At 33.8% G+C, this 17891-nt stretch carries 20 protein-coding genes; 13 read left to right on the forward strand and 7 right to left on the reverse strand.

Translation table 11 applies throughout. The features are described from left to right. Window positions 1–2 precede the first annotated feature (2 nt). Complete coding sequence (locus tag HAW63_04160; GenBank protein ID MBE8163161.1) at window positions 3–893, forward strand: hypothetical protein; 891 nt, start codon at window positions 3–5, stop codon at window positions 891–893. A 39-nt stretch (window positions 894–932) separates the two neighbouring features. Beyond that, the gene (locus HAW63_04165; protein MBE8163162.1) at window positions 933–1955 is read left to right on the forward strand and encodes a hypothetical protein; all 1023 of its coding nucleotides are present in this window, start codon (window positions 933–935) and stop codon (window positions 1953–1955) included. On the opposite strand, the gene HAW63_04170 is transcribed toward HAW63_04165, so the two are convergent. Continuing rightward, complete coding sequence (locus tag HAW63_04170) at window positions 1948–3111, reverse strand: acyl-CoA dehydrogenase (GenBank protein MBE8163163.1); 1164 nt, start codon at window positions 3109–3111, stop codon at window positions 1948–1950. The two genes, HAW63_04165 and HAW63_04170, sit on opposite strands and share 8 nt — an antisense overlap. Window positions 3112–3195: 84 nt before the next feature. Between HAW63_04170 and cmk the strand changes: the two genes are divergently transcribed. The 4 genes from cmk (at window position 3196) to HAW63_04190 (ending at window position 6815) form a co-directional block, all read left to right on the forward strand. Continuing rightward, window positions 3196–3867 (forward strand): (d)CMP kinase, encoded by a 672-nt coding sequence (gene cmk, locus HAW63_04175; protein MBE8163164.1) that lies wholly within the window; start codon window positions 3196–3198, stop codon window positions 3865–3867. 76 nt (window positions 3868–3943) lie between these two features. Then, a complete protein-coding gene (locus HAW63_04180; protein ID MBE8163165.1) occupies window positions 3944–5758 on the forward strand; it encodes a 30S ribosomal protein S1 in 1815 nt (604 codons plus the stop codon). 44 nt (window positions 5759–5802) lie between these two features. Then, complete coding sequence (locus HAW63_04185) at window positions 5803–6489, forward strand: rhomboid family intramembrane serine protease (GenBank protein ID MBE8163166.1); 687 nt, start codon at window positions 5803–5805, stop codon at window positions 6487–6489. A 107-nt stretch (window positions 6490–6596) separates the two neighbouring features. Next, window positions 6597–6815 (forward strand): hypothetical protein, encoded by a 219-nt coding sequence (locus tag HAW63_04190; protein ID MBE8163167.1) that lies wholly within the window; start codon window positions 6597–6599, stop codon window positions 6813–6815. On the opposite strand, the gene HAW63_04195 is transcribed toward HAW63_04190, so the two are convergent. The 6 genes from HAW63_04195 to HAW63_04220 are packed head-to-tail and all read right to left on the reverse strand — an operon-like array spanning window position 6812 to window position 13204. Next, window positions 6812–7486, reverse strand: a complete 675-nt coding sequence (locus HAW63_04195; protein ID MBE8163168.1) for a hypothetical protein — start codon at window positions 7484–7486, stop codon at window positions 6812–6814. The genes HAW63_04190 and HAW63_04195 overlap by 4 nt on opposite strands. Window positions 7487–7497: 11 nt before the next feature. Further along, complete coding sequence (locus HAW63_04200; protein ID MBE8163169.1) at window positions 7498–9411, reverse strand: FHA domain-containing protein; 1914 nt, start codon at window positions 9409–9411, stop codon at window positions 7498–7500. A 3-nt stretch (window positions 9412–9414) separates the two neighbouring features. Beyond that, entirely contained in the window at window positions 9415–10341 is a 927-nt protein-coding gene (locus HAW63_04205) for an FHA domain-containing protein (GenBank protein MBE8163170.1), read from the reverse strand. Window positions 10342–10393: 52 nt separating this feature from the next. Continuing rightward, window positions 10394–11896, reverse strand: a complete 1503-nt coding sequence (locus HAW63_04210; protein MBE8163171.1) for an FHA domain-containing protein — start codon at window positions 11894–11896, stop codon at window positions 10394–10396. Window positions 11897–11905: 9 nt separating this feature from the next. After that, on the reverse strand, window positions 11906–12244 hold the full coding sequence (locus HAW63_04215) for a DUF192 domain-containing protein (protein MBE8163172.1): 339 nt from the start codon (window positions 12242–12244) through the stop codon (window positions 11906–11908). Between the two features lie 57 nt (window positions 12245–12301). Beyond that, complete coding sequence (locus HAW63_04220; GenBank protein ID MBE8163173.1) at window positions 12302–13204, reverse strand: type II secretion system F family protein; 903 nt, start codon at window positions 13202–13204, stop codon at window positions 12302–12304. A 1-nt stretch (window position 13205) separates the two neighbouring features. On the opposite strand from HAW63_04220, the gene maf reads away from it, so the two are divergent. The 7 genes from maf to rplW all read left to right on the forward strand — a co-directional run bounded on the left by maf (window position 13206) and on the right by rplW (window position 17889). Next, window positions 13206–13796 carry a septum formation protein Maf gene (gene maf / locus HAW63_04225; protein ID MBE8163174.1) on the forward strand — a complete coding sequence of 197 codons (591 nt, stop codon included), beginning with the start codon at window positions 13206–13208 and terminating at the stop codon, window positions 13794–13796. Next, window positions 13790–14539, forward strand: a complete 750-nt coding sequence (locus HAW63_04230) for a YggS family pyridoxal phosphate-dependent enzyme (GenBank protein ID MBE8163175.1) — start codon at window positions 13790–13792, stop codon at window positions 14537–14539. Before maf ends, HAW63_04230 begins: the two co-directional genes overlap by 7 nt. 21 nt (window positions 14540–14560) lie before the next feature. Further along, window positions 14561–15424, forward strand: a complete 864-nt coding sequence (locus HAW63_04235) for an NAD(P)-binding domain-containing protein (protein ID MBE8163176.1) — start codon at window positions 14561–14563, stop codon at window positions 15422–15424. Window positions 15425–15731: 307 nt separating this feature from the next. Next, entirely contained in the window at window positions 15732–16052 is a 321-nt protein-coding gene (rpsJ, locus tag HAW63_04240; protein MBE8163177.1) for a 30S ribosomal protein S10, read from the forward strand. 335 nt (window positions 16053–16387) lie between these two features. Continuing rightward, window positions 16388–16975 (forward strand): 50S ribosomal protein L3, encoded by a 588-nt coding sequence (gene rplC, locus HAW63_04245; protein ID MBE8163178.1) that lies wholly within the window; start codon window positions 16388–16390, stop codon window positions 16973–16975. Window positions 16976–16978: 3 nt separating this feature from the next. After that, window positions 16979–17608, forward strand: coding sequence for a 50S ribosomal protein L4 (gene rplD, locus HAW63_04250; GenBank protein ID MBE8163179.1), 630 nt, complete (start codon window positions 16979–16981; stop codon window positions 17606–17608). Continuing rightward, window positions 17605–17889 (forward strand): 50S ribosomal protein L23, encoded by a 285-nt coding sequence (gene rplW / locus HAW63_04255; protein MBE8163180.1) that lies wholly within the window; start codon window positions 17605–17607, stop codon window positions 17887–17889. Before rplD ends, rplW begins: the two co-directional genes overlap by 4 nt. The last annotated feature ends 2 nt before the right edge of the window (window positions 17890–17891 follow it).

Below are 17891 nucleotides of genomic sequence, written 5' to 3' on the forward strand. Positions count from 1 at the left end.
GTATGAAAGAGTTGAGTAAAAAAGTGGTAAGCAAAAAGTGGTTATTGCTAAGTATAATATTTTTGTGGTCTACCAGCAGTTTTGCCGCCAACCTTGTTTCTGAGGAAAAATTATCTCCCCATTATAGCAAGGGTTCTTATTCTAAAAAAATATGGCATTGGAGCTTTTATAGCTTGGCTTCTCAATCTAGTGTTTCTTTAAAAGATGGTTATGGAGGCTTATTTTCGTATAACTATTTTAAAGCCAGACACTATTTAGGAAACACCGCTTCTATTTCTCTTGTTCCTACTTTTTATATTTCTACAGCAGGCCGCCGAGACGAAACATCTCGGGTAAAAGATGGCTCTATTCAAATTGGAGACTTTTATTCGGAGTATCAATACTCCGCTTACTCCAATGCGTTTTTAAAAACAAAAATGGGAGCAAGGCTTTACTTGCCTTTAAGTGGCTCTTCAAAGCGTAGTTTATTAAGAACCAGAAGCCAATTATATGCTTCGGTTAGTGCTTACCCGTTTTATAAAGTACAAACCTATTACAAAGTAGAAGCAGATGGTTACCTTTACAAGCAAAACTCTTATAAAAATAAAGACAAACAAGAAGTGGGTAAAAAAACTTCTAAGTGGTCTCATTTTTTATCGGTAAGTTATTTGGCAACTAGCAAATTTCATTTTTCTGGCCGTGTAGGGCAAGAACTATCTTTGTATAAAAAAACACCAATGACAGAACCTAACCAGCTAAGTTATTCGGCAGATATGAGCGTACAGTGGAACATGGCTTATAAAATGAATATGAATATAGGTTTACAAAATACTATTAATCGTGGGCAAAGCTGGAAAGATTTACTTGCCTTAAAAACTTCTGAAATTGTTGTCAGAACTAGTATTTTATTTTAGTTTAACCTTTTGTAAATACAATAAAGTTATTTAATTTTTATGTTATTTAAAAAACAGCACCGCTTTGTTTTGTCCAGTATTTTTGTGTTACTTGTTGTTAGCCACTTTTTATATTGGCGTCAGTATAGTTTTAAAGCGATTGTTTTAGAAAGCGCTTTGGTGTTAACGACAAACAAACAAAACACTTATGATTTGGTAGGTATTTGTAATAAATTAAAATATTTTTCTTGCTCTAATTATTTATTAAAACAGTTATTACAAAAACACCCAGGGGATTCTTTAGCCTTATTTAATTTAGCCTATGTTGCGTACAAAAAAAACAATTGGAAGTTATCAGCTGCGTATTTTCAAAATTATTTTTCGTTAAAAGAAGATAATATACAAGCCTATTTATTATATTCTAAAGTTTTGCAAAAATTAAATAAAAACCAAGAAGCGATAAATATTTTATATTGGGGGCTTTCTAACAAAAGAGACGCTAGTTTAGTTCAAGAGCTAGTGATATTGTTAAATGCTACCAATCATTCCACAGAGGCCTTGTCTTTGTTATTTAATATTAACAATTCTAAACTACAAGAAAGGGTTGTGTTTAAAAAGAAAAACCATGCAAACTTTAACCGTTACGGCAGCCTTTCTAAGCTATTAGCTTTTAGTAAAAAGCGTTTTGCAGAAAATTTATTTAAACACAGCGCTCCTTTAAAAAATTTACGATTATTTTCTATTAGAGGAGAAAATTTTTTTATACCTGTGCGCTTAAACAAAGTGTCTAGCCCACAGGCTGTGCAGTTAGTTGCTGAGAAAAAAAGTATTACACAAAAAAAAGTATTAAATAAAATAAGCTTGTCGTTTTTAGAAGAAAATTATTTTTTTTTACAAGAAGAATTAAAGGTAGGTAATGTTATTAATATACCTAATCTTTTTATTGGCCCGTGGAAGATGAATAATGTGGCTTTTAAAATTTGTGAAAATTGCCAATCTAAGCTTTATATACAAAGCTTGCCCTTGGTTACTTATAAATTTACTAAACAATATATTTTAAATTTTTTAAATTTATTTATCTAAAGGCTTGTATGCCGGTAATTTCGGCACCCATCACTAGTTTGTGAATGTCTTCTGTGCCTTCGTAAGTATTTACGGATTCTAAGTTCATCATGTGTCGTACTATAGGGTACTCATCAATAATTCCATTAGCTCCTAGCATATCGCGCGCTTCGCGGGCAATGTTTAAGGCCATTTTGCAATTATTCATTTTACCTAAAGACACTTGCCAATGTTTTAGTTGGTTTTTTTCTTTTAATCGCCCTAACTGTAAAGCTAAGAGTTGTGCCTTACTTAATTCTTGAACCATATGTGCTAATTTGGCTTGAACCAGTTGGTAGCTCGCTTGTGGTTTGTCAAAAATCTCACGCGCTTTGCTGTACTCTAGGGCGGTTTGGTAGCAGGTGTTTGCCGCCCCTAAAACTCCCCAAGCAATTCCGTATCGGGCTTGAGTTAAACAGCTTAAAGGGCTTTTTAAACCTTGGCTATTAGGAAGTAGGTGGCTATCGGGTACAAAACAATCTTGAAAATGCAACTCGGAGGTAACGCTAACTCTTAGCGAAAATTTTCCTTTCATGGTACTTGTCGAAAAACCTTCAAAATCTTTTTCTACAATAAAACCTTTAATTACTCCATCTACATAAGCCCAAACAATAGCAATATCGGCAATGCAACCATTGGTAATCCACATTTTATTGCCATTTAAAATATAACCACCGTCTACTTTTTTTGCTGTGGTTTTTAAACCTCCAGGGTTTGATCCTGCGTCGGGTTCTGTAAGGCCAAAGCAGCCAATGGCATTTCCTTGTGCAAGCATTGGTAAAAATTTTTGTTTTTGTTCTTCAGAACCAAAAGTGTGTATAGGGTACATTACTAAAGCCCCTTGAACCGAACAAAAAGAGCGAATACCAGAGTCGCCCCGTTCTAATTCTTGCATGGTTAGTCCATAGGCCACAGAGCCTAGCTCGGCACAACCGTAGCCTTTTAAATTAGACCCTAATAGGCCCAGTTTTCCAAATTCGGGGATAAGATGGTTCGGAAATTTTTCTCCTCGATGACAGTCTTGTAATAAGGGTTCTATGCTGTTGCTTACAAAGTCTCTAACACTTTGTCGAACCATTATTTCTTCTTCGGTAAGCAGGCTATCAATATCTATAAAGTTTAACGAAGTGTAGCTCATAAGAGTTAGTCTGCTAAGATATAAAGAAAAAGGCAATAAAAAAATTACTTGCAAGGTTTCTTCATTCTCCTTATACATAAATTCATGTCAGAAGTATTTGTGGTTAGCATTGATGGTCCAGCAGCTTCTGGTAAAAGTACGGTTAGCCGATTACTTGCCAAAAAGTTACAAGGCTCGTGGTTGTCTACGGGAATATTTTACCGAGGTCTTGCTTTTTTAGTAAGTCAGTTAAAAATCGAAACCTCAGACACCTCCAAAATCTTATCCGTCTTAAACAATGTTCAGTGGGAGGTGCAAATACACCCTCAAGAAACACAATTTTATTATAAGGGAAAAAACTATACTCAAGATTTAAAGGGAGAAGAAGTGGGAGCCTTGGCCAGTTTATTAGCCGCAAACCCAAGTGTTCGATTAGCTTTATTAGAGAAGCAAAGGCAAATGAAGTCATTGGCAAAAAATGTTTTTATTGCAGAGGGGCGAGATTGTGCAAGTGTGGTTTTTCCCGAGTCAGATTTAAAAGTATTTATTAGTGCTAGCTTAGAAGATAGAGCGAAAAGAAGAAGTTTAGAAACGGGCCGGTTAGAAAGTCTAGTAAAAGATCAGCAAAAGCACAGAGACCAGCAAGACCGCTCTAGAAAGGCCGCTCCTTTAAAAATTCATGCAGACGCTTTGTGTGTAAATAGCAGTTTATACTCGGCTGAAGAAATTGTAGACCAATTATATGCGAGTATTAAAAAACTCTTAAAGCCCTCTTAAAAATTCTTTACCTTGACTTTTCTTGTATAGATTTTTATAAAGTTTGTATTATCTTAAAAGGGGGATACAATTTTTTATGATTAAACCATCACAAACAGGCATTTATGCCGACCTAGCAAATATGCTAGATAAAGAAGACGCAAATATCGCAAAAAATCCACAAGCCATTAAACAGGCAGAATTTACCAAAACAAAAACTACAGAGTCTTTTGAATCTTTATTTAAAGAAGATTCCATTAATAGCATTGTAGATTCTGTTGTAATGGGAAAGGTAATTAATATCACCGACAAATATGTTGTTTTAGATATTGGTTATAAAAGCGAAGGTTTAGTACCTAATAGTGAATTTAGTTTTATTGATGGTGTTCCTGATATTAAAGTGGGCGACCCTGTGGAAGTTTATGTTTCTAAATCGGAAGATAAAAACGGCATGGTTGTATTATCTAAAGATAGAGCGGATATGATGAAGGCATGGGACAGTTTAATTAAGGCTGCAGAAAACGAAGAAGTGGTTGAGGGAGTAGTACTTTCCACAGTAAAAGGTGGTTTAAATGTAGATATTGGGGTTAAGGCATTTTTGCCAGGGTCTCAAATTGAACTTTACCCAGTTAAAGATTTAGCTCCTTATGTTGGGCAAACTTACAAATTAAAAATTATTAAATTTAATCAGAAGCGTGGAAATATTGTTTTGTCTCGTCGTGCTTTATTAGAGGCTAGCCGAGAAACTTTAAGCAAACAATCTTTAGAGCATATGGAAGAAGGGCAAGTTCTTCCTGGTATTGTAAAAAATATTACCAACTATGGTGCGTTTATTGATTTAGGTGGTATTGATGGCTTAATTCATGTAACCGATATGAGTTGGAGTCACATTAAACACCCTTCAGATGTTTTAACTTTTGGAGAAAAAATTCAGGTTAAAATTTTAAAATTAGATAAAAGCAAAGGTCGAGTGAACTTAGGATTAAAACAATTACAAGAAGATCCATGGGCAAAAATTATTTCTTCTATGTCTGTAGGCGATAAAGTTAAAGGAAAAGTTTTATCCATTACCGATTATGGTTGCTTTGTAAATTTAGAAGAGGGTGTTGAAGGTTTAATTCATACCAGCGAAGTGAGTTGGGATAAAAAGAAAAACATTAATTCTTTAGTCACTGTGGGCCAAGAAGTAGAAGTAATGATAGTAGATATTGATAAAGATAGTCATAGAATTAGTTTAAGCTTAAAGCGATTACAAGAAAATCCTTGGAAATCTTTAGAGGGGCTTTTCCCTGTGGGAACAATCATAGAAGGAAAGGTAACTTCTATTACAGACTTTGGAGTATTTATTAGCTTATCTGAAGAAATGGATGGCTTAGTGCATATTTCTGAATTTTCTTGGACAAAAAGAGTGGATAATGCCACCGACATTTACTCTGTTGGTGACCTTGTAAAAGCTGTAGTTTTAGGCATTGATACAGACAATGGTCGAGTAAGACTAGGTATTAAACAGCTAGAAGAAGACCCATGGAATGTAATCGATACTCAATTTCCTATTGGTTCTCAACACGAATTAGAAATTAGTCGTATTGTAGACTTTGGTGCTTTTGCTAAGTTAACAGAAACTATTGAAGGTATGATTCATATTAGCGAGCTATCTGCTAAACGCATTGAAAGCCCGTCCGAAGTGGTTTCTGTGGGAGATAAAGTTAAAGTAGAAGTGGTTTCCATCGATAAAGAGGCTCGTCGTATTAGTTTAAGTATTAAATTAGCACAGCGTTCACAAATGAGAGAAGAAACTTCTATGGCTACAGAGGAGCTAAATAAAGGAGCGGCCTTTACTAGTGACTTTGGCTCTACTTTACAAAATCTTACCGACCAAGATAGTGAAAAGGATGATAAAAAGTCCGTTTAAAGACATCGGGATATCAAATTCATTTTACTATTTCTTCTAGTCCCATGGTAAAAAAAATCATTTTTTTTAATGTATTGCTGTGGTTTGTTTTAGTAATTGTTGTTCAAGGTCTTATTTTAGATAATAATTTTATTTTTCAATATTTAGGTTTTGCACCAAAAACTATGTTTGAAGATTTTCTTTTTTGGCAACCAGTAACCTACATGTTTTTACACTCTAAGTCTTTATTCCATATTTTGTTTAATATGTTTATGTTGTGGATGTTGGGTTCAGAATTAGAAAAAAAATGGGGACCCTCTTTTTTTCTCAAATATTATTTACTTTGTGGCATAGGCAGTGCTTTTATTTACAGCGGAGTTTTTTTTGTAGCACAATTTTTTTCTAAATCACTTTTTGTTTTTAGTATTCCCGTTGTTGGGGCTTCTGCTGCTATATTTGGGTTGCTAGCTGCCTATGGGCTGCTTTTTAAAAATCGTATTATTTTTTTTATGATGATATTTCCCATAAAAGCAAAAAATTTGGTTTTATTATTAGCAGGTATTGAAGTTTTTAACTTATTAGATCATGGGTTAGGAGGGCCAACGGCCAATTTGTCTCATTTGGGAGGTTTATTGGTGGGTTTTTTATATTTGCAGTTTATTTACTTAAAGCCTAAAAAGGTGGCCAAATTTGGAAATCGGCACCTAAAATTAGTAATAGATAACTCTGAAGAATCAGAAACTTGGCACTAAAACTTACTATTTTTACAAAATAAGTTCTATATTTTGAAAGAGTAGCTAAGAGTTGACTTTTTTAAGAGAAATCAGTAAGTTATTTTTTATTGCAAGGGGTGTATAGTATGTTATTAGACCAAATTAATAAAATGAAATTTGATATTCGTATGGTAGAAAAAAACTTAAAAGACAAAGTAATTACTCCAAAAGAATATACTCAACATTTAAACGATTTAGCAGAAGAGCAGGGGCAGGACATTCAGTTTTCTAAGTTAACAGAAGACGCCAACGTTTCTAATGACGCTACCGTTTCTAATGACGCTACCACAGAACAGCTAGACTAACTTAGCTCTCCAACCCAAAAAGACAGTTGGTTATTATCTTGGCTTAAGCTTTTGGCCACCTTTTCTAAGGTGGTATCTTCTAAGTCGAGCTTAAAAATATTAGAACTAACATAAGGCCTACTAATTAAATATAATTTATCAGCATCTTGTAGCTGTACTTTATTTACAATAATATTAGCGGTGTTATATAAACCTAAAACCGCTTTGGGCAAAGGGTCTTGAGAAGAATTAGAGTAATCAAAACTTAAATCATTTTGACTATGTAATTGTATTAAGCCTATGGAAGCTCTGTGCAACAGTAAATGGGGCTGCCCCAAACTGGCCCAAAATAAATAGTTATTTTTTAAGCAAAGGCTAGTAACCTCTATACCAAATTGAATTTCCTTTTGATTGTAATCAGAAAATATTTTTGCATTTAAAATTTTTAAACTACTTTTTAATGCATTTTCCTCTAAGGATAAGTTATTTTCATAAGCAAAAGGGGTGGTGGCCTCTGTATCTTCTTGTAAGAGCTGAAATTCATTAAAAATGTCTTCTGATAAAGAGGTAGGGTCAATGGGTAAGCCCCAGCATCTTATAAAAGTGTAAAACACTAGGTCAGATTCGTATTTATTTACAAAGGTTTTGGGGGTTTTAATATTCTTGTTAAAATATAGTTCATTTAAGTGCATAAAATTACCAATTATAAACCTTCATACTTTTGTAGCTTTCTTTTTGCTTTTTCATAGTACTCTTTATTAGGTATACCTTTTTTTATCATTTTTCGCCACATTTTTTTGGCTAATTCTACCGAGCCCACACTTTCTTCAAAAACAGAGTCTTTGTAAATGTCTTTTAATTGTTGCCGTGATTTTTGTATTACTGTTTCTATCAAGGCAGAAGTTTTTATATTTTCAGGATCTTGCTGTAATACTTTTTTACAAAAAGAAAATGCTTTTTTGTATTGTTTATCATCAAAAGCCGTTTTGCACTTAAAAAAAGATGAGTTGATAATCATATTAAATCGTTTTTTTGCTGCTTGTAGATTTTTTTTTGCCTTTGCTTTTAAGTGGCTAACTCCATAATAAGAATTATTTAAAAAACTTTTAAAGGCTTTGATAGAAACTCGTAATTGATTTTTTTTATATAATTTTAATGCGCTTCGATATTTTCTTAAACCCCTTTGATAGGATTGCTTATTTTTTTTATTAGTAGCCACTATGTTTGCAGTTTGTATTTTTCTGGTTTCTATTAAGGCGGTTAAGTTTGCAATACCAGGGTGGTTGGGGTTAATTTCAATGGCAGGGTATAGGCAGCGATTAGTTTCTGTGTCGGATGATTTTTTAGAAGTAAAATTTTGTTCACATTTTTCTATAATAGATAAAATTTTATTGTTAATTCTTTCTTTTTCTTCCACCTGTCGCCTTTTTTCTTTTTGATCTTGGCTAAGCTGATAGGCTTGTTGGCAATAGTGTTCTAATTCTTTAGAGTTTTTATAAGAGGGCATAGAGGCATGAATTTTTTTTAAAATAGCACTGCACAATTGGTATTTTCCACTAGTATAATGAGTTTGTGCCAAGCGTAAATTATCTTCTAGCAGTTGAATTTGCCCGGGCTTTAGTTGGTTGGTTTTGTTTGTGTGCTTTGCAATAGTGGGTTTATCCTCTAAAGAAAATAAAAAAGCCATTACTAGTATAGCGAAAACTCCAATATACAAGTATTGCTTTTCTTTGATTGCATATACAACGGCAGATAAGCCAGTGAGATTGTTTTCAAGGGGTAACTCTGCTTCTGTTTTCGTAGAGGCTATTTGAAAGTTTTGATAATTTTCATTAATAATTTCAAAGCTAATTTTTAATTTCTTAACTTCAATAGTATCACCATGAGCTAGTTCTTGCGATTCATTTTTCTTTAATTTATCCCCATTAAGTTTAGTTCCGTTTACACTGCCTAAGTCGGTTACCCAATAACCACTACTGTCTTTATTTATTTCTAAATGATAGCGGCTTAACTTTCCATAGTTAATGTTAGTATTACAGTCGGTTGCTCGGCCAATAATCCATGAATTTTCGGTTAATTTAACACTTTCAGAAAGTTTTTTACCAGGTTTGTAAATATTTAACTGTGCGGATAAGTTAGATTTAATAATTGCCGTATATTCGGAAGTAACCTCTTCATTGTCTAACTCTAGGGGGCTTTCTTTGTCTTCGGAAGGGGTTTGTGCATCTTCGGGTTCGTGGCTTTCTTCGCCTTCTTCGCTTTTGTATTCGTCTTCTGACTCTTCGGCCTTTTGTTCTTGATTGGTATCAAAATCTTTCTCTAAGGTAGTGGTTTGAAATAAAAAAACAAAATCACCAATAGTAAATGCACTTTGGTTTTCTAAAACTTGTTCTTCTATCAATTCATTTTTATAAAGTAGTTCTCCCGAGCGTGATAATTTTTTTATAACCCACGAGCCGCCTTGATAGTAAAGGCTACTGTGTTTTCTAGATAAAGACTGCCCTCCCTCTAAAGGAATATCGGCCTCTTGGCTTCTGCCAATAATATACTCTTGTTGCTCGTCGAGTTCTAGCTCGGCATAGTCTTGCGATTTGTATGTAATCAGTAATTGAGCCATATATTAATATTGTCCTTTTAAGCGCAAGGCACAAAGCTGAAAGTTTACTTTTGCTTCTTTATAGGTGTTGTTATTTTTATTATTTAGCATAATCATTACATTTCTAAAAGCTGTTTTGCAGGATTTGTTTTGGTGTTGCTTTAAATATTTTTGTCCTAATAGTATATGATATTGCACTAATTCTAAAAATTTACGACGAGCTAAAATAATATAACGATTGCAAAGCTTATGGTCGGGAATTAAAGACAGGCAGGCTTGAAAAGAGGAAGAGGCGTTTTGGTATTTACCTTGTCTGTATTCTCTAAAGCCAGAAAGATAAAAAATTTGTGCTTTTTTGTAAAGTTGATCTCTTACACGATCTTGTTGCTGCTGTTTGTACAGCGTAGTAGTTTGCTCTTGAATACTTGCAATTTCTTTTTCTATATTTTGAAAACTAGTAAATGCCTTTTTTTTCTTTTCTTTTTTAGCAGGAAGAAGAATAAAAAGCATAAGCATAAGCACGCCAGCAATAACAAGAGGTTTTTTATAAGAATTTTTTTTAGCACTAGCACTAGCACTAGCGCTAGCGCTAAAATGATTGTCATTAAATCCTTGCTCTGATGAGTTTGGCTGGGCTTGTAATAAGTTAGGAATTTCTATTTTAAAAGTGGTTTTTCCTATAATAAAGTTATCCAAATGTTTTAAAGCAGTTTTAGAGTCAATGTTTTTATTGTTTACCGTAATTTTATTGTTGTTACTGATGTTATAAATAATAATAGAGCCATTAGCATGAGCTTCGATTACGGCGTGTTTTCGGCTACAGCTAGGGTCGAAATCTAAAGTAACATCACTATCATTGTTGCGGCCCAAACTTAATTTTTGCGTTTTTATATTAAAAAAACTACCTTTTTTTGGTCCGGATATAATGTGTAATGTGTATTTTAAATTCATAGCTGTATAATTGGTATATTTTTACTTATGCCCATCCTCCCTTTAGTATAAGTTATTCTTTTGGAGTAAACACCAATAAAGCATAATCTATTGACTTAAGGCCAAAGAGTAATTGCAGTTCAATATTGTAAGTGTAATCTTGCAGCTCTATAAATCCAGAAACATTGCTTTCGTGTTTAGATCTTTCTAGTAAATCTTGCAAATTTAATTTTAAGCTTTGGTCGACTAAATTTTCTACTTCTTGATGCAATATACTTTCTTCAAAAAGCTGATCAGCCTGAAGATTTGTACTAATTACTTTGTGGCTTTTATAATCTAAAATCAAACTAGGGTAGCCAATCAATTGAGTGACCTTGTTAACTTCTTCAAACTTATCATAATGAGTAGCGGGGGCAGAACTTTCTGCATTTTCTTGCTCTTTAAGCAATACAATGCGATTTAAAATATTATTAATCTGTTCAATACATTTTTGCAAAGCAGAAAATTGATAAGGGATATTAACAGTACCTTGATTTTTTTCTAAAGAACTTTGTATCTGCACATTTAATTGATTAAAAATGTAACTAATTATTTTAAATAAAAAGAAAAACAAAATCGAGCCAATTAGCAAACCAATAAATAAAGTTTGGATAAATAAACTTAAAGCTCGTCCGTCACTAAAGCTAAGGCTTCCCATATTATAAATAATAACCGCATAAGCTAGTGTTTTTAACTCTGCAGATCGACTTAAAAATTGAATGGGTTTGATAGCTATAATAGTGCTAGAATCTAGCTGTTTAAAATACTCATTATTTTTATCTATTCCAATAAATAAATTATTAATATTTTCGGGTGGATATTGTCCTTGTTCACTAAGAGGGGCAATAATGCGATTATTTTCTGCAGAAATAATAAAGGCTTGATCCACCCCAGGTTCTTGCAGGGCTACCGAAGTGCTAATAGCTGCTTTGGGGCCTTTTTGTAAGTACACTTTATTTAAAGTAGCCAAATGTTTTGCAATCCCTAAGGCTCTATTTTGACTTTCTTTTTGTATGCTCGATTGCAACAAAGTTCCTAAGGGAATATAGGATAAGCTAGTCATAATTAAAACAAAACTAATTAATAAAAGGCCAAGTACATAGCGAAAATCTAAAAGCTCGGGTAGTTTGTAAATGCCGGGCAATAAAGCTGTTTCTATTTTGTTGTTTAAAAACTCTTTAACAGAAGAAAACTTTGTGTTGTTTTCTATTTTTGTTTCTATATTAGAGGGGCTTTGAAAATTAACTATTTTTTCGCCACTAGTGATAATGGCTTGTAGATCGTGCAAGTTAAGTTGTGCGCCATTTTCTATTGGCGAGTTAGTAATTTTTTTTCCATTAATAAAACTACCATTGCTAGAGTTTAAATCTTCAATGTAAAGCTGGTTATCTTGTAAGTAAAAACGACAATGCTTTTTAGAAACACTATTGTGGGGGATGTGAATATTACACTGCTTAGAGCGACCAACAATGTCTTGATCGTTAATTTGTATATGCTTTCCTTTTAAAGGACCATTTAAAAATTGAATAGACCACATAATGTTACTTTATTTTTGTAATAAAAGTTGATCTCCAACTTTTATGTTGTTTAGTTCTCCTGCATTAAACTCCATTACAGAATCAGCCTTAATATAGAAGAAAGTTATCCTCCAAGGTTTTAAGGCTTTAATAATTTTTATTACTCTTAGTTTTTTATCTACAAACAAAATATCTAAAGTAAACTTCATAAAACAACTATGAACACTTTTGCATTGTGAAATCCAAAGGCAGTGCCCATGGGCAAGGGGATTGCTAAACATAAGGCCTTTTAATCGTGATTTAAAACTACGGGCCATATGCACTTTTGTGCTTAATACTTTAGAGTTTTTTTGGTTAATTAGTTTCATATTTATTAAGCCCTTTTAAAATAAAAAATCATTAATTAATATAATTATAAAATCGGTTTATTTTCCATACATAAATTGTAAAATAACAGGAGCAAAAACCACTAAAAAAATTGCAGGAACAATAAATAAAACCATAGGTAGTAAAATGGCTTGCGAAGCTGTTGCCCCGGCCTTTTCTGCCCGAGATAGTCGGTTGCCTCTCATTTGTTTAGATTGCTCATTTAAAACTTTGGATATGCTGGCACCAGTTTTGTCTGCATCGATAATCATAGAGCAAAAGCTGGTAACCTCGGGGATATCTAGTCTATGCATTAAACTTTTTAAGGCTTTTTCTCTAGAGCTACCTAATTTAATATCTTTTAATACAATTTTTAACTCTTTACATAGTATACGATCGTCTCCTAATTTTTCACTAATTCGTTGTATGGCTCCAATAAAATCTAAGCCCGCTTCGATAGATAAAGATAGTAGATCAATAAAAAAGGGAAGGTCTTCTATAATAGAAAGGTGGCGTTTTTTTTTACTGTTTTGACAATGAAAGTTTGGAAACAAAGTTCCCAAAAAGCCAATACCTATTACTAACGGGGTAGGTATTCCCATTTGCAATGCAAAATTTAATACTAATAAAAATAAAGGAAAGCCCACTCCCCATAAAAATTGTAAGCCAATAAATTCATCAACAGTAAGTTCGTTTTCTAAACCAGCTGTAATAATTTGTTTTTCTATTTTTTCTCTATATTTTTTTGCTTTTATTTGTATAGCGTATTTTAAAGTAAAGTTTTTTACCAAAGGTCTGGAAAAATTAATAATAGGAGACGCAGAGCTTTGTCTTTCATCGCCTAAAGCAAAGCTTAAAGCTTGCATATCTTGATCGGTATGAAGTAAAGTGTATACAAACAAGTACACGCTAAAAGCAAATAAAATTAGTCCGCTAATTAAAATAAAATAGTGATTTAACATAATGTTTTTAACCTATCAGTTAGTTTTGTGTTCTAGCTCTCCTCGTCGCCAAGATATTTTACAAAAATCTGGTTATCATTTTTTATTAGATTCACCTAAAATATCGGAAATATTAGATAAAAACATAAATATTGATGTAGCTTTGCAAAAAGTAGCTGGACAAAAAGCCAGGGCTTCTGTTTACGCCACAAGGCTAGATCGTCCGTATTTAATTGTTGGCTCAGATACCATTGTGTTTTTTAATAATACAGTGTTTGGTAAGCCAAAAAACGAGCAGGAAGCTTACGAAACCTTAAAACTTTTGTCTGGCAACACTCATGAAGTAAAAACGGCATTTAGTATATTAAATGTGTCTTTAAATGAAACAGTTTTTCATACAGAAACTACCAAAGTAACCTTTAAGACATTAAGCGATTCTGTAATTACTAATTACATTAAAACCAAAGAGCCAATAGATAAGGCAGGGGCCTATGGCTTTCAAGATAAAGGCCGTAGTTTAGTGGCCAGTATTTTGGGGGAGGAAAACAACATTATAGGCTTTCCTTTAAAAGCTTTTCAAAAAATACTAAAAGAAAAAAATTGGCAATGTTAAAACAAATAACGCCAAAACTTTCTTTTAAAAACTGTGTGCAATTACAAGAAAAGTACCAATGTAAAGTGGTTGCTATTAGTAAAAAACAAAGTGTAGAAAGCATTCGGCAAGCCTACCAACAAGGTTTTAGGCATTTTGGCGAAAGTTATGTACAAGAGGCTTTGTTAAAACAAGAGGCTTTACAAACATTGTGTCCAGATATTATTTGGCATTTTGTGGGCAACATTCAAACTAATAAATTAAAAGGAATAGTTTCTAATTTTTCTTACCTACATTCGGTAGGTAGCCTTAAGGCAGTGCAAAAAATTATTGCGTATCAAGACCAACTGGCGTCTTTAAATCAAAAACCTTTAAAGATATTTTTGCAAATTAATATTAGTAAAGATGTTAAAAAATCAGGATTTATTTTAACAGAGTCTATGGTTAACTCGCAACAGACTAAGGCTAGTTTTTTTTCTTCCCCCGATTTTTTAAAAAGTTTAGAGGCTATTAAAAACACTTTGCATGTTCACTGCCAAGGCTTAATGACCATGCCTTTTTTGTATTCTGATTTAAAACAACTAGAGCGAGATTTTCAAAAACTTCAGGCTATTTCGCAGCACTACTCTAAACAAATAAACGACAAGCTAGACACTTCTATGGGAACTAGTCGTGATTATAAACTGGCCTTAAACGCAGGGGCTGACTGGGTTCGGTTAGGAGAAAGTATTTTTGGGCCAAGAGAGCTTGTTGCCAGAAGATAACTAAAGCTTTAGCATTTAGTTATGTTTAACTCTGAAGCTATATTTTTAAAAAACAAAAAATTAGGTTTTATAGGTGCGGGTAATATGACTCAGCATATTTTAACCCCTTTGTTAGCCGATAATATTTTAAAACCAGAGCAAGTGTTGGTTAGCAATCGCTCGGCGCAAAAGTTGCAAAAGTTGCAAGACAAACTGCATATTACTCCCTGTCAGTCTAACGAAGAGTTGCTAGAAAAAGCAGATATTATAATTTTGGCTATCAAGCCTCAAGACTTGTACGAGGCCTTGGAACCAGTGCTAGCTTACTTTGAACCTCGCCATGAGGTAATCAGTTTAGCTGCAGGGGTTTCTTTAAAATCCTTAAGTAAATTATTTCCCAAAGTTAATCTGTTATCTAGGGTCATGCTTAGTACCGCGGTTAAAATTAAACAAGCCGTTATAGCTTATGATTTTATGAAAAATGGAAATTTTGCACAAAGTGCTGACGAAGGCGCTTTTAGCGTGAAGGCTTTGTTTTCTCCCTTAGGAAAATTACTATTTTTAAAAGGAGACCAATCTTTTCGAGCATTTACTGTGGGAGCGGGCGGAGGTATAGCTTTAATTTATGAGCTAATGATTTATTGGCAAGGCTGGCTAAAAGATTATGAAATTACAGGGCCTATGGCAGAGCAAATTACGCAATACACTTTTTTGGCGGCCTCACAGATGGTCATTGGTGACAACAAACCCATGGAAGAGTTGCAACAAGCGGTGACTTCTGCAAAGGGGGTTACCATAGAGGCCTTAGAGGCAATGCGAGCTTCTAATTTAGAGGGGCAGTTGCATCACGCTTTTGAACAAGCTCGCCTTAAAGATGTGCAATTATCCAGTGAATTTAAAAAATAAGCAAAGCCAAGCAAAAAATATTTCGCCATAAAAAGAAAAAGCTTTTTTGCAAAAAGCGCTAACTAAAAACTATTGACAATACCTAGTAAAAGTCGCATATTCGGACGCTGTAGAGATAAGTTAGATGGTATTTACTAAAAGTCCTTCGGGAAACTAAAGATAAATAACTCTCTAATGTTGGTATTTTTTTGTCTAAACACTGGAAAATACTAAAGTAATTAGAAGAATAAAAGCCACTATTTCTTTTTAACTTATAATTAAGTGATAAAAAAAATAGTAAAAATATATAAAAAAGAGGAAGTTTATAATGGCCACTCAAAAAATTCGTATGAAGCTATGCGCCTTTGATCATAAATTATTAGATCAAGCCACTCAAGAAATTGTAGAAACCACTCGAAGAACGGGAGCTCGCATGGCTGGGCCTATTCCGTTACCTACAAAAATTAATCGCTACACGGTATTGCGCTCTCCCCATGTGGATAAAAAATCTAGAGAACAGTTTGAAATTAGAACGCATAAGCGATTATTAGATGTTTTAGAACCTACCCCCCAAACTATTGATCAGTTAATGAAGTTAGATTTATCCACTGGAGTAGATGTGGAAATCAAGTTAATGGAAGGGGCTTAATTACAATTTAAAAGGAAAATATGTCCAACGAAAATCCAAAAAATCAAAAAGAAGAAGCATCTAAAGTAGAAAAGCCAGAAGAGGCTAAAGCTAAAGCTAAAACTCCTCAAAAAGAAGCTAAAAAAGTAGAAGCTAAAACAGAAACTCCTCAAAAAGAAGCTTCTAAAAAAGAAACTCCTCAAAAAGAAGCTCCTAAAACAGAAGCTAAAAAAGTAGAGGCTAAAACAGAAACTCCTAAAAAAGAAGAAACTCCTCAAGCAGAAGAAGATGCTAAAGTAGAAGTAAAAGACAAAAACAGCGTGGAGCTTCAAGGCTTGTTTGCTGTAAAAAAAGGAATGTCTTCGGTTTACGATGAACAGGGAAAAAGAATTCCTGTTACGGTTTTAAAGTATGACCCATTAGTGGTTTCTCAAGTTAAGTCTAAAGACAAAGAGGGTTACGCTGCGGTTCAGGTGGCTAGCAAGGAGCGCACTTTGGCTTCTACCAATAAAGCTTGCGAGGGGCATTTTAAAAAATCGGGTTTTCAAAGAGGCGCTAAGTGGTCTAGAGAAATTCGTCAAAGCTTGCCCGACGGAGTTACTGTGGGACAAAAAGTGTCTATTAGTAGCTTGTCAAAAGGGGACACAGTAAAAATGACAGGCCGTTCAAAGGGTCGTGGTTTTTCTGGTGTGGTAAAACGATGGGGTTTTGCTGGTGGACCGGCTTCTCATGGTTCTCGTTTTCAAAGAGGCACAGGATCTATTGGTCAGTGTACCTTTCCTGGTCGAGTAATGAAGGGAAGAAAAATGCCAGGCCGTTATGGTTTTGAAACTATAACTCGAAATACTCAAGTGGTGGATGTGCTACCTGAACAAAATGCAATATTACTTAAAGGCGCAGTGCCTGGATCGGTAAATAGTTTAATTCAATTGATGAAGGTATAAGTTATGGCAAAATTGAAAGTATTAAAATGGGATAAAACAGAAGCAGGAAGCGTAAGCCTTTCTGAAGATATATTTACTTCTCCTATTCGAGAAGATTTAATGCATCAGGTGGTGCGTTGGCAATTAGCTTGTCGTAGACAAGGTACTCACCAAGCCAAAACGCGATCAGAAGTACGAGGTGGTGGAGCCAAACCTTTTAAACAAAAAGGAACTGGTCGTGCAAGACAAGGTTCTTCTCGTTCTCCTATTTTAAGGGGAGGGGCAGTGGTTCATGGCCCAAGACCAAGAGACTATTCTTATGCTTTACCAAAAAAAGTTAAGCAATTGGCTTTAAAATCTGCATTATCTTATTTGTTTGCTAGTAAGAAAGTAATAGTAATAGATTCTTTATCCTCTGATGGAGGAAAAACTAAAGAATTAGCAAAACGATTTGCCGATTTTGGTTTAAAAAAAGCGGTTTTAGTTGATAGCAAAGAAACGCCTTTATTTAAACAAGCAGTAAATAATTTATACCACTTTTGTTATTACTCTACTCAAGGGGTGAATGTGTATGATTTATTAAAATACGACACTTTAGTTTTAACTAAAAATGCTGTGGAAGGAATTTACACAAGATGTGGGGTGGCTCAATGAATTTAACAAAAATAATAAAAAAACCACTTTTAACAGAAAAAACAACAGCTTTATCGTCTAAGTCCATTCACGCTTTTAAAGTCGATAAAGACGCGACTAAGTTAGAAATTAAAGACGCTATTGAATATTATTTTAAAGTAAAAGTGGCTTCGGTAAACACTTTAACGGGTCGAAACAAACCTAAGCGCACAGCAAAGGGAATTGTTCCTGCAAAGTATTACAAAAAAGCAATGGTTAAATTAAAACCGGGTGAAAAAATAGCCCTTTTTGAGGGAGTTTAAGC

Source organism: Pseudobdellovibrionaceae bacterium (genome assembly GCA_015163855.1).
Classification (GTDB): Bacteria; Bdellovibrionota; Bdellovibrionia; order Bdellovibrionales; family UBA1609; genus JAAOIH01.

Excerpts from the sequence above, each read along its gene's own strand:
- HAW63_04160 (MBE8163161.1), top strand. The coding sequence starts at position 3 with ATGAAAGAGTTGAGTAAAAAAGTGGTAAGCAAAAAGTGGTTATTGCTA.
- HAW63_04165 (MBE8163162.1), top strand. The coding sequence starts at position 933 with ATGTTATTTAAAAAACAGCACCGCTTTGTTTTGTCCAGTATTTTTGTG.
- HAW63_04170 (MBE8163163.1), bottom strand. The coding sequence starts at position 3,111 with ATGAGCTACACTTCGTTAAACTTTATAGATATTGATAGCCTGCTTACC.
- cmk (MBE8163164.1), top strand. The coding sequence starts at position 3,196 with ATGTCAGAAGTATTTGTGGTTAGCATTGATGGTCCAGCAGCTTCTGGT.
- HAW63_04180 (MBE8163165.1), top strand. The coding sequence starts at position 3,944 with ATGATTAAACCATCACAAACAGGCATTTATGCCGACCTAGCAAATATG.
- HAW63_04185 (MBE8163166.1), top strand. The coding sequence starts at position 5,803 with ATGGTAAAAAAAATCATTTTTTTTAATGTATTGCTGTGGTTTGTTTTA.
- HAW63_04190 (MBE8163167.1), top strand. The coding sequence starts at position 6,597 with ATGTTATTAGACCAAATTAATAAAATGAAATTTGATATTCGTATGGTA.
- HAW63_04195 (MBE8163168.1), bottom strand. The coding sequence starts at position 7,486 with ATGCACTTAAATGAACTATATTTTAACAAGAATATTAAAACCCCCAAA.
- HAW63_04200 (MBE8163169.1), bottom strand. The coding sequence starts at position 9,411 with ATGGCTCAATTACTGATTACATACAAATCGCAAGACTATGCCGAGCTA.
- HAW63_04205 (MBE8163170.1), bottom strand. The coding sequence starts at position 10,341 with ATGAATTTAAAATACACATTACACATTATATCCGGACCAAAAAAAGGT.
- HAW63_04210 (MBE8163171.1), bottom strand. The coding sequence starts at position 11,896 with ATGTGGTCTATTCAATTTTTAAATGGTCCTTTAAAAGGAAAGCATATA.
- HAW63_04215 (MBE8163172.1), bottom strand. The coding sequence starts at position 12,244 with ATGAAACTAATTAACCAAAAAAACTCTAAAGTATTAAGCACAAAAGTG.
- HAW63_04220 (MBE8163173.1), bottom strand. The coding sequence starts at position 13,204 with ATGTTAAATCACTATTTTATTTTAATTAGCGGACTAATTTTATTTGCT.
- maf (MBE8163174.1), top strand. The coding sequence starts at position 13,206 with ATGTTTTTAACCTATCAGTTAGTTTTGTGTTCTAGCTCTCCTCGTCGC.
- HAW63_04230 (MBE8163175.1), top strand. The coding sequence starts at position 13,790 with ATGTTAAAACAAATAACGCCAAAACTTTCTTTTAAAAACTGTGTGCAA.
- HAW63_04235 (MBE8163176.1), top strand. The coding sequence starts at position 14,561 with ATGTTTAACTCTGAAGCTATATTTTTAAAAAACAAAAAATTAGGTTTT.
- rpsJ (MBE8163177.1), top strand. The coding sequence starts at position 15,732 with ATGGCCACTCAAAAAATTCGTATGAAGCTATGCGCCTTTGATCATAAA.
- rplC (MBE8163178.1), top strand. The coding sequence starts at position 16,388 with ATGTCTTCGGTTTACGATGAACAGGGAAAAAGAATTCCTGTTACGGTT.
- rplD (MBE8163179.1), top strand. The coding sequence starts at position 16,979 with ATGGCAAAATTGAAAGTATTAAAATGGGATAAAACAGAAGCAGGAAGC.
- rplW (MBE8163180.1), top strand. The coding sequence starts at position 17,605 with ATGAATTTAACAAAAATAATAAAAAAACCACTTTTAACAGAAAAAACA.